General features: G+C 30.5%; 11 protein-coding genes. All 11 read left to right on the forward strand.

Annotated features, from left to right (window positions below):
* Nucleotides 1–12: 12 nt before the first annotated feature.
* The 11 genes from M2098_RS02185 to M2098_RS02235 all read left to right on the forward strand — a co-directional run bounded on the left by M2098_RS02185 (nt 13) and on the right by M2098_RS02235 (nt 12642).
* Nucleotides 13–1071, forward strand: a complete 1059-nt coding sequence (locus M2098_RS02185; protein WP_280681317.1) for an EpsG family protein — start codon at nt 13–15, stop codon at nt 1069–1071.
* 225 nt (nt 1072–1296) lie between these two features.
* Nucleotides 1297–2391: a glycosyltransferase gene (locus M2098_RS02190; protein WP_280681319.1), complete on the forward strand. Its 1095-nt coding sequence runs from the start codon at nt 1297–1299 to the stop codon at nt 2389–2391.
* Nucleotides 2384–3919 (forward strand): oligosaccharide flippase family protein, encoded by a 1536-nt coding sequence (locus tag M2098_RS02195; RefSeq protein ID WP_280681321.1) that lies wholly within the window; start codon nt 2384–2386, stop codon nt 3917–3919. The genes M2098_RS02190 and M2098_RS02195 overlap by 8 nt, the downstream gene beginning before the upstream one ends.
* On the forward strand, nt 3912–4994 hold the full coding sequence (locus tag M2098_RS02200; RefSeq protein WP_280681323.1) for a hypothetical protein: 1083 nt from the start codon (nt 3912–3914) through the stop codon (nt 4992–4994). The genes M2098_RS02195 and M2098_RS02200 overlap by 8 nt, the downstream gene beginning before the upstream one ends.
* A complete protein-coding gene (locus M2098_RS02205) occupies nt 4978–5994 on the forward strand; it encodes a glycosyltransferase (RefSeq protein WP_280681325.1) in 1017 nt (338 codons plus the stop codon). The genes M2098_RS02200 and M2098_RS02205 overlap by 17 nt, the downstream gene beginning before the upstream one ends.
* Nucleotides 5995–6078: 84 nt before the next feature.
* Nucleotides 6079–7077, forward strand: coding sequence for an LCP family protein (locus M2098_RS02210; protein ID WP_280681327.1), 999 nt, complete (start codon nt 6079–6081; stop codon nt 7075–7077).
* Between the two features lie 12 nt (nt 7078–7089).
* Nucleotides 7090–8097 carry a UDP-glucose 4-epimerase GalE gene (gene galE / locus M2098_RS02215; protein ID WP_280681329.1) on the forward strand — a complete coding sequence of 336 codons (1008 nt, stop codon included), beginning with the start codon at nt 7090–7092 and terminating at the stop codon, nt 8095–8097.
* 118 nt (nt 8098–8215) lie between these two features.
* Entirely contained in the window at nt 8216–9958 is a 1743-nt protein-coding gene (locus M2098_RS02220) for a phosphocholine cytidylyltransferase/choline kinase family protein (protein ID WP_280681331.1), read from the forward strand.
* A gap of 1 nt (nt 9959) precedes the next feature.
* Entirely contained in the window at nt 9960–10805 is an 846-nt protein-coding gene (locus M2098_RS02225; RefSeq protein ID WP_280681333.1) for an NTP transferase domain-containing protein, read from the forward strand.
* A gap of 14 nt (nt 10806–10819) precedes the next feature.
* Nucleotides 10820–11704 (forward strand): choline/ethanolamine kinase family protein, encoded by an 885-nt coding sequence (locus M2098_RS02230; protein ID WP_280681334.1) that lies wholly within the window; start codon nt 10820–10822, stop codon nt 11702–11704.
* A complete protein-coding gene (locus M2098_RS02235; RefSeq protein WP_280681336.1) occupies nt 11701–12642 on the forward strand; it encodes a DMT family transporter in 942 nt (313 codons plus the stop codon). The genes M2098_RS02230 and M2098_RS02235 overlap by 4 nt, the downstream gene beginning before the upstream one ends.
* Nucleotides 12643–12768: the final 126 nt, after the last annotated feature.

Raw genomic sequence — 12768 nt, forward strand, 5'->3', positions numbered from 1 at the left:
AAGGAGGTCAAAATGAATATAGTATATATATTAAATGTTTTTTTAATAACTTGGTCTGTTACCTTCACAAAGATAGTTGAAAAGACTAAACTAAAATCAAAAAACAAAAAAATAATGTATTTATTACCGATTGCTATTGTCTTTGTTCTAATAACTGGATTAAGGCATAACATGGGAACAGATTATACAAGTTATGATTATGAATTTAAAATATTTACATTTAATAATTTTTTTGATAATTTTGAAGTTGGTTTCAAAGCACTTGAAGTTTTTGTTAAGTATATCTTACATGGTAATGTTGTGGTGTTAATGCTTTGTATGGCAGTGATAACTATTGCATCATATTTCTATTTCTTTTATAAAAACTCAAGCATACTATGGATTTCCATTTTCCTATTTTTTACAATAGGTAGTTACTACACTTCATTTAATACGACTCGACAATTTATGGCTGCAGGGATTTACTGTCTAAGTTTTAAATACATAGTGAGAAAAGACTTTTTCCGATATGTAGGTATTGTATTAATAGGATCATTATTTCATTATTCGTGCATTTTTATGATACCGGTGTATTTTCTATTCGGTTTGGATTGGAATAAATTTAAAAAGAAAACACTTATTGGATTTTTTGTTATCGCATCAATATCAATTCTCTTTTCCGATGTAGTAATAAACTCTCTCGCTAAGTTTACAAACTATAGTCATTATATAAACACTGATTTTTTGAGTTCTGATGTTAGTTATGCAATTCTACTTAGACCATTTTTACTTTTTACTTTTATTATATGTTTCCACAAGTATATAGATATAAAAGATAGAAAAATGAGAGTTTTATTAAATTCATCAATCATGTTTATATTTCTAATGTTTATTTCAATGAAGGTGTATTTGATTTATAGATTTACATATTATGTATTACCGTTTTCAATATTATTAATCACTGAAGTGATTAATAATATTCCGCAACAAAAAAGAAAAAAAATTGCATTTTGTGTGATTCTGATTGTTTTTTTATATAGTTTTGTTTCAAATGTAAACTCAAGTTATGCATTTTTTTGGCAAAATTATTAATGAATATCCTTCGCATTAGTGATTTAATAACGAGAAAAATGTTGATTTTTAGTACTTAGACGAAAAAATCATGAACCTAATTCTACGTTGAAAAGCGAGATAAAAAATTATTACAATAAAACAATAAACAAACTATGCATGTTCTTATTAGATTTTGTTTGTATCCCATGTAAAAGAAAGGAGTAGTATGACTTCGAAGTAAATTAATGTCATACAATGATGAAAATGAAAACATTTGTCACATTATTTCCCAAAGCAATGAATATACATTTGCGAAAAGATGTTGGTCTAATACCTTTAGTAATGAATACTGAAAAAGGTTATGATAGTTCGCTTGCTTGCTATTCAAATGATTTATATGAGAATACCGAAAACGCATCAAAACTTAAAATAAAAAAGATTAAAAAAATCTTTCGAAATGAGATACTTGACAGTATTCTATGGTTAACAGTAAATTCTAGAAAAATTGATGTTTTGAATTTATACCACTTTACTCCGAAGAGTTTTGCATGCGTATTGTTTTATAAATTGATCAATCCAAGAGGAAGAATATATTTAAAATTAGACATGGATACAGAAGATGGAGAAAAAATGCTGATGAAATCTAGAAGCATTAAATGGTTTTTGACTAAGTATGTACTTGGAATGTGCAAGGTTGTAAGTTGCGAAACCAAACGGATGACACTACATGCCGATAACCATTGGCCTATAAAAATGCATTTTCTTCCCAATGGTGTTTTGAAAGAAGATATTTGTCTACCACCAACATGTGAGAAGATGAATAACATCATTACAGTTGGAAGACTAGGAACTCGCCAAAAAGCAACAGAAGTTTTGGTACAAGCCTTTTTAAATGCGAAACCTTTTCTACTAGATGATGTTAAACTCATTTTAGTCGGTCCAATGACTATAGAATTCTCGCAATATCTTGATCAAGTAAAGTCGAAGTCGGATTATGGCAAGGATATAGTAGTAAAGGGAAGTGTAGACAATAAAGAAGAGTTAGAGAAAATGTATGTTGAAAACAAGCTTTTTTGTTTACCTTCTAGATGGGAGAGTTTTGGACTAGTGTTGGGAGAAGCATTAGCCAAAGGATGTTACATTATCTCGAGTAATCTTGTATCTGCCAATGAGATTACGAATTATGGAGAGTTCGGTAGTTTCTTTGAGATAGATAATGTTTATCAATTGTCATCAGTAATAATTGATAAATGCAATAATAACATTAATGTTAATTATGAAAGACTTAGAGAATGGATGGAAATAAACTATACGTGGGAAGGCTTTGCTGATAGACTGGAGATAATGCTCAATGAATGAATCGTCAAGTAAACTAAGAAAAGGAGTTGCACTCAACTACATATTACTTATCGTAAACACATTAAGTGGTATTTTGCTTACTCCCATATTACTTAGCTCTTTAGGAGATGTAGAGTATGGTATTTATCAATTGATGATATCAATCTCGGGTTATTTAACAATACTTAATTTAGGAACAGGATCCGCAATGAATAGATTTGTTTCTATGTATAGAATACAAAAAGATTACACTAAAGAAAAAAAATATATATTTTCAAATTTTCTTATAGACTTTCTATTATCCATTATTATTTTTCTTGTTGGGTATTTTGTGTTAATCAATATTTCTTCATTTTTCCCATCTATATTAGACTCCCATTATAAAATCGATTTAGCTCAAAAGTTAGTATTTTTCTCTGTGCTAAATATAATGTTTTCTCTTTTCTCAAATTCGTTGGAGGGATTGCTTAATGCATATGGACACATTGATTATTCTCGGAAATTCTCTTTGTTTAGATTGATTTTACGAACAGCAATTATTATTTTTCTTCTCTTTTTAGGATTTGGATCAATTGTGATTGTCATTGTTGATTGTGTTATTACTATTTTGTACATAATATTTCTGTCTTTTTTGTGCTTTTCAAAATTCAAAATTCGTTTAAAAATAGGATTAGCTGATAACTATATACTAAGTCAATCAGTAGTATTTTCATTAGCTTGTTTACTTAGTAGTTTAAGTGGACAATTAAATAATAATGTAGATAAAACAATACTGGGAGTAATGTCTACAGAATATTTTATTACTGTGTATTCAATTGCTACTACTTTTTATGTAATGTTTACTTCGCTTGGGGCAGGATTAAATAATGTGTTTTTGAATAAGATGACTTCAATAATATATAGCGAAGAAGATTTTTCTGTAGTAACTGATTATAATATTAAAATTGGAAGATTTCAAAACTTCATAGTTGGGTTGTGTTATTTCGGTTTTGTATTATTTGGTTATGACTTCATTCAATTATGGTTAGGTAAAGAGTATTTAATTGTATATGCATTTTCGATTATTCTTATAACACCGAACTTTTTAGTTTGTATTGGTGGAGTTCCAGAAGCTATACTTGATGCAATGAATAAAAAAATGTTTAAGTCAATTGCAGTATTAGTGATAGGTGTCCTCAATATTTTCATAACAATTGCACTTGTATCGAAAATTGGTGCGATTGGAGCACCAATTGGAACATCATTGTCATTATTTGTGGGATACGTGGTAATTATGAATGTATATTACACAAAAAGTATTGGTCTTGATATGATTCGAACATACAAAGAGGTTCTCAAGGGTTTTTTACCTTGTCAACTAATAGTTACGATATGTTTTTATTTCATAAGAGTGCTTTTAGCGAATTATGTCGATGGGTATTTGTTATTTATAACTGAGGGATTACTTTTTGTATTTGTATATTTCGTTGTTATGTTTAATTTTGCTCTGAATGATAATGAAAAAACAATGTTTAAATCTTATTTGAAAAAGGAGAAAAAAAATGACTAAAAATCATAAAATTGTTACATGTACAGGGTACTATGGCACGGGTTCCAGTGCTGTTACTAATATATTACAAGAATTCAATAATATTAAATGTGCTGGTGATTATGAGGTGAGATTTGTGATGGATCCAAAAGGTGTATCTGATTTGGAGTATTTTTTAATAGAAAATCCAAACAGACATAATTCAAGTCACGCCTTAAAAGAATTTATTAGATATACTGATTTCTTAAATGGTATTGGATCATTTAATAAATATAAAAAATATTTCAACAACCAATTTGATTCACTAACAAAAAGATATATTAATGATTTGACTGAAATAAAGTACGGTGGTTTTTGGCATTATGATGTATACGATAAAGGTAAAATATACTTATTTTTCAATAGACTCTATAATAAGTTCAAGAAAATATATACGAAAATTCTGTTTAAAAAATCGTACCCTAAGCTCAGTTTCTTTGGTATTGAAGCAAATGCTTACTGTCCAACTACTGATGAAAAAGTTTTTCTTGATTCAACAGTAAAGTATACAAACTCATTGTTAGAAGCTGCGGGCTTAGATGAAAATTATGAATATATTTGTATTGATCAAATTGTTCCTCCATCTAATATTAAACGATATAGTAGATACTTCGAGGATATAAAAGTAGTAATTGTTGAAAGAGATCCACGTGATATATTCATTCACGATACTAAAATATGGACACAAAGTCTTGTTCCGAAAAATGTTGAAAAATTCTGTGAGTGGTACAAGTGGACAAGAGCAATTCCTATAAATGATGCGAATAATAACGTATTAAAAATTCAATTTGAAGATTTGATATACAACTATGAAGAATCAATTTATAGTATTGGGAATTTTTTAAATATAGATTTAGATAAACACCATGTTGATAAAATGAAAGTATTTAAACCTGATGTATCGATAAAAAATACAGAGGTTTGGATGAAATTTCCTGAAGAAATAGAGCATATAAAGTATATAGAACGTGAACTTGAAGCTTATTGTTATGATTTTAACAGAGCAAAATCTCTAGCAAGTAAAAGAATGGTAAACGATAATGATTCCAATTATTAGTATTATTATACCCGTATACAACTCCGAGGATTACTTGACGGATTGTATCAATTCTGTAATTAAACAAAATAATTTTGAAAACTATGAGTTGATACTTGTAAATGATGGGTCAACGGATAAGAGTCTTGAAATATGTGAATCATTTAGTAGAATATATTCTAATATATGCGTAATATCTAAACAAAATGGAGGAGTATCATCCGCTAGATATGCGGGTTTACTTGCATCAAAGGGAAAGTATATCTCATTCATTGATAATGATGATATAATCTCGCAACATATGTATGCTGAGTTAGAAAAAATGTGCACTGATGTAGATATAGTATGTATTTCTAGAATAAACTTGAAAACAGAAGAAATTCCAAACTATCATTGGGAAGATGAAGGAACGTTAATCTACCTAGAAAAGAAAGATGCATGTAATGCCATTGTTTGTGAAAAAAAACTTAATTATAATGCACCTTTATGGGGAAAATTGTTTCGTAAGGATTTTTTACTTGAGTTTGATTTTGAGAAATATAAAAGTATATGCCCAACAATTTTTATGGAGGATGTCTTAGTATCTCCTATGCTCTTCTATGCTGCGAATAAAGTAATAATAAACACAAAAGTAATGTATATTCATAGAGAGATTTCCTCAAGTATATCAAGAAGTAATAAATTAAGTTCCTTCTATTTTGAGCAGATTGATTCATATGATATTCTTTTAAAATTTCTAAAAGATAAAGAAATAGCTAAGAGTTACAATTACATATTAAACACATATGCTAAGTGTTTATTAAGAATATGGTTTAAATTAAAAACTGACTCTCGAAATGCCAAGAGAAAAAAAGAATATTTGAAGAAAATAGATTATAGGTTTGATTGTTACAAAAATGAATTTTTACAAAAAACAAATAACGGAATAAAGATTAATTGTATTGTTTTTAACAAATCAAAAGAATTTTGGACATATAGTCTTGGTTTAGCATATTTTAAAATATTGAGATATCTCAAGTGAGTTTGCATTTGTTGAGCTGACTTGGTTATAGATATGCTGAACATTCAGTTTGTGAAAATAGAATAAATCATGACGAGGTATAATATGGAAAAAAACATAAAAAAGAAACGAATAAGTAGTAAGGTAAAAAAAAGAATCATTATTGTTCTGTCAACGATTCTTGCAGTAATTATTGTTGCATTTATTGGGGTAAATCTATATATGGATTCAATTTTAAACCGAATGAATCAAAAAGACTCCTTTAAAGAATCTGAAGTATATGCATATGAATCTGATCGTGACATCGATAATATTGCTTTGTTGGGGGTAGATCAATCTGAAGATGGTACTCAACAACGTACAGATGTTGTAAAAATTATTTCATTAAACTTTGAAGATAAAAACATGACAATTTCTTCGATTCAACGTGATAACATCATGTACCAACCGATGGAAGATCGATACGAGAAGTTAAACCATGCATATTGGTATGATGGAGTACAAGGTACATTGAGTACATTAAATTACAATTTAGATTTGGATATTACTCAATATGTAAAATTTGATTTTGATTCTGTAGTAGAAATCGTAGATATCGTTGGTGGAGTAGATATTGATTTAACAGAAGCTGAAGCTGCTTCATTAGGACTTTATTCTGGGGTACAGCATCTTGATGGACAACAAGCGCTAGCGTATTCTAGAATTCGAAACATTGATAGTGATTATGGACGTATGAATCGTCAAAATAACGTTATCAATGCGATGCTTTCTTCAATTAGAAACCAATCAGTATTAGACATTTTAGATACTGTAAATGAAGTGATGCCTTATATTGAAACAAATGTTAGTAATGGGAAAATTAAGAATTATATAACAAGCTTCTTAACATTCGATAAAACATTGAATCAATATCAATTCCCTTCAAATGGATCTGAATCCGTTTTGACATCAATTACAGTCAATGGATATGGACCAAACTATATCTTGAAAGATTTTGTTGGTGAAGTTGAATTGTTGCATAAGGATATTTATGGAGAAGGTTATTCTCCAAGTGAAAATGTGAAAAAGGTAGCTGAAGAAACACTTCAACTAGCTGGATATTAATAGGAGGCTAAGATGAGAGTATTAGTTACAGGTGGGTTAGGATTTATCGGAAGTCATACTTGTGTTGAATTATTAAATAATGGATACGATGTAGTGGTTATTGATAACTTATATAACTCAAAAATTGAAGTAAAAGATTATATTAAAGAAATTACAGGAAAAGATATAGTTTTTTATGAAGCGGATGTTTGTGATAAACAAGCAGTTGAAAAAATATTCACGGAAAACGCAATTGATGCGGTGATTCACTTTGCGGCCTATAAAGCAGTTGGTGAGTCTGTGCAAAAACCAATTGAATACTATCAAAACAACTTGGTCAGTACACTTACTCTTTGTGATGTTATGCGTAATCATGGGTGTAAGAACTTTGTATTCAGTTCTAGTGCAACAGTTTATGGCGATCCGGAAAGAGTGCCTATTGATGAAGAATGTGCTGTAGGGGCTACTACAAACCCATACGGGACTACAAAAGTCATGATTGAACAAATTCTTAGAGATATTTATATTTCTGATAATGAGTGGAATGTTATCTTATTAAGATACTTTAATCCAATTGGTGCACACAGTAGCGGATTGATTGGTGAAAACCCTGTTGGTATTCCAAACAACATCATGCCTTACATCGCTATGGTGGCTAATAAAGAATTACCTGAACTTCACGTTTTTGGTGATGATTATGACACACCTGATGGAACAGGAGTACGTGACTATATTCATGTTGTTGACTTAGCTAAAGGACATGTAAAAGCCATGGATAGATTATCGAAAGAAAAAGTTGGTGTTGATGCAATTAACTTAGGAACAGGAAATGGGTATAGTGTATTACAATTAGTTAAAGCATTTGAAGAAAGTAACGGTGTTGAAGTACCGTATGTTATTGATCCACGTAGAGCTGGTGATATTGCTACATGTTATGCAGCAACAGATAAGGCTAGAGAAGTACTTGGATGGGTTGCAGAAAAAGATATTAATGACATGATGAAAGATTCATGGATGTTTATTCAAAACAGAAGTAAATAGATTAGCATACGAGAAAGTAATCTCTACTAAGGGATTCTTTCTTACTATAAAATCTAGAAAAGCAAATATGTATATGATATCATGTGAATGTTCGTTTTTTTGGATGAGGTGATTTGAAATGAACGCTACTGATTTTGATGTTTTAAAGTTACTTTCTAATTTTGCATTTAGTCAACGCGAATTATCAAGGAATTTAAATGTTTCATTAGGAAAAGTTAATAGTTCTATAAAAAGACTTAGGAAAAACTTGTACATTGATGAAAGAAATAAAGTGCGGAAGGCGGGTAAAAAATACTTAGATGGTCACACGCCCCAGAAGGCTATTATCTTAGCTGCAGGTTATGGATTTCGTATGATACCAATCAATAATTCAATTAACAAAGCACTTATTGAAGTTAAAGATGAAGTGATTATTGAGCGGTTAATTCGTCAATTGCACGCAGTAAATGTTACGGATATTACAATAATTGTTGGATACATGAAAGAGCAATTTGATTATTTAGTAGACGAATATAGTGTAAAGTTAATTGTAAACATGGAATATGCATCAACAAATACACTTGTATCGCTATATAAGGCAAGAAATGTTATTGAAAATACCTATATTATTCATTGTGATTTATATTTTGCTGAGAATCCTTTTTCTAAGTATGAGCTGTATTCATGGTATTTGCTATCAGATGAAATTCAAAAAGATAGTTTTTTTAAAGCGACTTCGGATAAGCATATCGCTTACACTAATAAGGACGGTTCTCGCATGATTGGACTTGCTTATGTTGCTAATGATTTAAGTGAAACCATCAAATTACAACTGGAGAAAATGTATAGTGAGAACTTACATAAATACTGGGAAGAAGCGTTAGTGATAAATCGTAAAATTGAAATAATGCCCAAATTTATAGATACAAAAAATGTAATTGAATTTAATACATATAAGGATTTGCTTATGTTTGATTGCAATTCACCTATACTTAATTTGGAGATATTCAAAATTATAAGAGATGTCTTAAGTGTCTCTCAAGAAGAAGTTATACATATTGAACCATTGAAGTTTGGTATGACGAATCGTTCTTTTTATTTCGAGACACTTAATGGGAAATACATTATGCGTATTCCTGGAGAAGGAACAGATAGACTAATAAATCGTAAAGAAGAAGGAGATGTTTATAGAACTATCCAACCGCTACATATTAGTGACAACGTGCTATATTTTAATTCTGATAATGGATATAAATTAACACAATACATCAATAATGCTAGAAATAGTTCAAGTGATAATGTCGATGATATAAAAAAGTGTATGCATTTTTTACGAACATTTCATGATAGTAAACTTAAAGTTGACCATTTTTTTGATGTGTTTAGTAAAATCGATTATTTTGAGTCTCTGTGGAATAAAAATAAATCTATATATCGCGATTACGACAAAACAAAAAAAAACATCATGAAATTACAATCATATATTGAGTCAATTGATAAAGTGATATGTCTAACACATATTGATGCAGTTCCTGATAATTTTGTTTTTTATGAAGATGAAGGTGTAGAGAAGATTAGACTTATTGACTGGGAGTATGCGGGAATGCAAGACCCTCATATAGATATAGCAATGTATGCAATATATGCATGTTACGAAAAACAACAAATTGATGATTTGATTTCTTATTATTTCACTGAAGGAGCAGATCAAGAAACGATTTATAAAATATATGCTTATATTGCATGCTGTGGCTTGCTGTGGAGCAATTGGTGTGAATTCAAACTTCAACAAGGAGTTGAATTCGGTGAATATTCAATTAAGCAATATCGATATGCAAAAGACTATTACAAACTTGTAAGTGATTATCTAGGAGGAGTATAGAATGTTTTTTGAAGTAAAGGGAGCAATTATAATGGCTGCAGGTTTGTCCTCAAGATTTGCACCATTGTCTTTTGAAAAGCCAAAAGGTCTATATGAAGTAAAGGGTGAGGTATTGATAGAACGACAAATTCGCCAATTACGCGATGTTGGTATAGAAAATATTACTATTGTGACTGGATATAAAGGAGAAATGTTTAATTACTTAAAGGATAAATTTCAAGTAAGTTTAATACACAATGATAAATTCAACACACGTAATAATAATTATAGCTTGTATCTAGTTAGGGAATTACTATATAATTCCTATATTTGTTCTGCAGATAATTATTTTAGTGTGAATCCATTTGAAAGTACTGTCGATGATGCGTATTACGCAACAATTTATAAAAAAGGGAATACGGATGAATGGTGTGTAAAAACGAATGCTGAAGGCTATATTGAAGATGTGACGATTGGCGGGGAAAATAGTTTAATAATGATGGGACACGTATTCTTTAGTGAACCTTTTGCAGAAACGTTCAAAAGAATTCTTGAGCGCGAGTGCGATAACCCAGAAAGTTATGGAAAACTATGGGAACAATTATATATTGAACATATTAACGAATTGAAAATGAAAGCACGTATTTACGATATAGAGGAAATTTATGAATTTGATAGCCTAGATGAACTAAGAGAGTTTGATCATAGTTATTTAAAAAATACAAGGTCTACTGTTATAAAAAAACTTTGTGATCAATGGAAAGTTTCAGAGGACAGACTAACAACGTTTAGTCCCATTATTGATGGAGGTAATATTAAGGGCTTTATATATAAACTTGATAATGTTAAGCACACATATATGTATTAAGGGGAGATACGCAAATGCAAATTGATAAAAATGATAAGAATCAAATTCTAAAGCTAGTTCAGAAGATATTTAATGAAAAAGAAGCTCTATCGATTGATAGACTTGGAGGACTAACAAACCATACTTATAGAGTAGATTTACTTACAGGTTGCTATGTCTTCCGTTTGCCAGGAGAAGGTACTGAAGAACTGATAGACAGAAAAAACGAAAAAACTTCTACTACTCTTTCGAGTAAGTTAGGAATTGATACTGAAATAATCTATTTTGATGATGATGGAAAAAAAATAACACCATACATTCCAAATGCAATAACTATGAGTGATGAATCATTAAGAAAAGAAGACAATCTTGAGCGAGTAGCTAAAATTTTCAAAGTATTACATAACTCGAGAACCAATACTGGAGTAGAGTTCAATGTGATGAAGATTGCCAATGAGTATGAAACTTTTATAAAAAACCATAAAGTAGAGCTACCAAGGAATTTTGATTTCTACAAGAAAATGGTTGGTGATTTGTATAAAAAATACAAATTAACTGACAATCAACTAGTTCCTTGTCATAATGACCCTCTATGTGAAAACTGGATTAGAAGTGGAGATAGAATGTTTCTTATTGATTGGGAATATGCAGGTATGAATGACCCACTTTGGGACATTGCTGATGTATCAATCGAAGCAAACTACACAACAGAACATGATGAACTTTTACTAAAAGCTTATAAAGGAAAAGTCACAAATGAGCTTAAAAAACGTTTTTTACTTAATAAAGTATTGATTGATTATCTTTGGAGTTTATGGGGATGGACACGAGTACCGTTTGAAAAAGAAATGGTAGACTATGCAATTCCTAGATATGAAAGAATGAAACAAAGTCTGATTGAATTGGGTGAATTATTATGATTTCAGGTTTATTAGCAGGACTTTTGTGGGGGTTAGATACTGTTATACTGGGGTTAGCTTTAGCTTCATCCTCTTTTGTATCAACTGAGCAGGCAATATTTCTTGCACCATTCGTAAGTACATTTTTACATGACGCATGTTCATCAATTTGGATGTTCATTTACATGATAATACGCAGGCAATTGCCAAAGGTTCTTTGCGCGCTCAAAACAAAAAGTGGTAAATATATTATGCTAGGAGCGTTATTAGGTGGTCCAGTAGGAATGTCTGGATATGTATCAGCGATTCAGTATATTGGACCAACATTTACAGCGATTATTTCAGCAACATTTCCGGCAGTTGGAGCATTATTATCATATGTATTTCTAAAAGAAAAGATGAAACCTTATCAAATTATTGGCTTGATTGTTGCAATCATTGGAGTAATATGTTTAGGATACTCACCAGAAAATATCGAAGTTAAAAATGTTGTGATTGGATTTCTATGTGCCCTTTTATGTGTGTTTGGTTGGGCAAGTGAAGCGGTTATTTGTGCTTATGGGATGCGTGACCCAGATGTAAATGACGAGCAAGCTCTGCAAATCCGTCAATGTACATCAGCAATTTTCTATGGAATAGTGATTTTAACCATAATTAGTGGTTGGAAATTATCAGTTGAGGTCATGCAAAGTAGTTCATTTGTCATAATAGGTTTATCTGCTTTGTTTGGTACTGCCTCATACTTATTCTATTACAAGGCAATCAACAGTATAGGAGCATCGAAAGCAATGGCTTTAAACGTTACGTACTCAGCATGGTCAGTGATATTCAGTTTTTTAATTTTGGGCACAATGCCAACTGTACAAGGTATTGTGTTTGGACTCGTTATTATCTTGGGTTCGTTGCTTGCTGCGACAGACATTAACGATTTTGTTAAGAAGAAAAAGTATAATAAATAGAGCATAGCTCTATTCGTGGGCATTTCCCCGCTGCTTGCGGCGTAGTGTCTTGTGTAATACAATGTTTGTATTACACAAGGGGTGATTACATGAGCAACACAAAGATTATTCGCAACTCTCATAATG

Origin of the sequence: Breznakia sp. PFB1-19 (assembly GCF_029893935.1) — a bacterium.
Classification (GTDB): domain Bacteria; phylum Bacillota_I; class Bacilli_A; order Erysipelotrichales; family Erysipelotrichaceae; genus Breznakia; species Breznakia blatticola.

What these genes read in the sequence shown, in the direction of transcription:
- M2098_RS02185 (WP_280681317.1), top strand. Translation starts at nt 13, where the DNA reads ATGAATATAGTATATATATTAAATGTTTTTTTAATAACTTGGTCTGTT.
- M2098_RS02190 (WP_280681319.1), top strand. Translation starts at nt 1,297, where the DNA reads ATGAAAACATTTGTCACATTATTTCCCAAAGCAATGAATATACATTTG.
- M2098_RS02195 (WP_280681321.1), top strand. Translation starts at nt 2,384, where the DNA reads ATGAATGAATCGTCAAGTAAACTAAGAAAAGGAGTTGCACTCAACTAC.
- M2098_RS02200 (WP_280681323.1), top strand. Translation starts at nt 3,912, where the DNA reads ATGACTAAAAATCATAAAATTGTTACATGTACAGGGTACTATGGCACG.
- M2098_RS02205 (WP_280681325.1), top strand. Translation starts at nt 4,978, where the DNA reads ATGATTCCAATTATTAGTATTATTATACCCGTATACAACTCCGAGGAT.
- M2098_RS02210 (WP_280681327.1), top strand. Translation starts at nt 6,079, where the DNA reads ATGGAAAAAAACATAAAAAAGAAACGAATAAGTAGTAAGGTAAAAAAA.
- galE (WP_280681329.1), top strand. Translation starts at nt 7,090, where the DNA reads ATGAGAGTATTAGTTACAGGTGGGTTAGGATTTATCGGAAGTCATACT.
- M2098_RS02220 (WP_280681331.1), top strand. Translation starts at nt 8,216, where the DNA reads ATGAACGCTACTGATTTTGATGTTTTAAAGTTACTTTCTAATTTTGCA.
- M2098_RS02225 (WP_280681333.1), top strand. Translation starts at nt 9,960, where the DNA reads ATGTTTTTTGAAGTAAAGGGAGCAATTATAATGGCTGCAGGTTTGTCC.
- M2098_RS02230 (WP_280681334.1), top strand. Translation starts at nt 10,820, where the DNA reads ATGCAAATTGATAAAAATGATAAGAATCAAATTCTAAAGCTAGTTCAG.
- M2098_RS02235 (WP_280681336.1), top strand. Translation starts at nt 11,701, where the DNA reads ATGATTTCAGGTTTATTAGCAGGACTTTTGTGGGGGTTAGATACTGTT.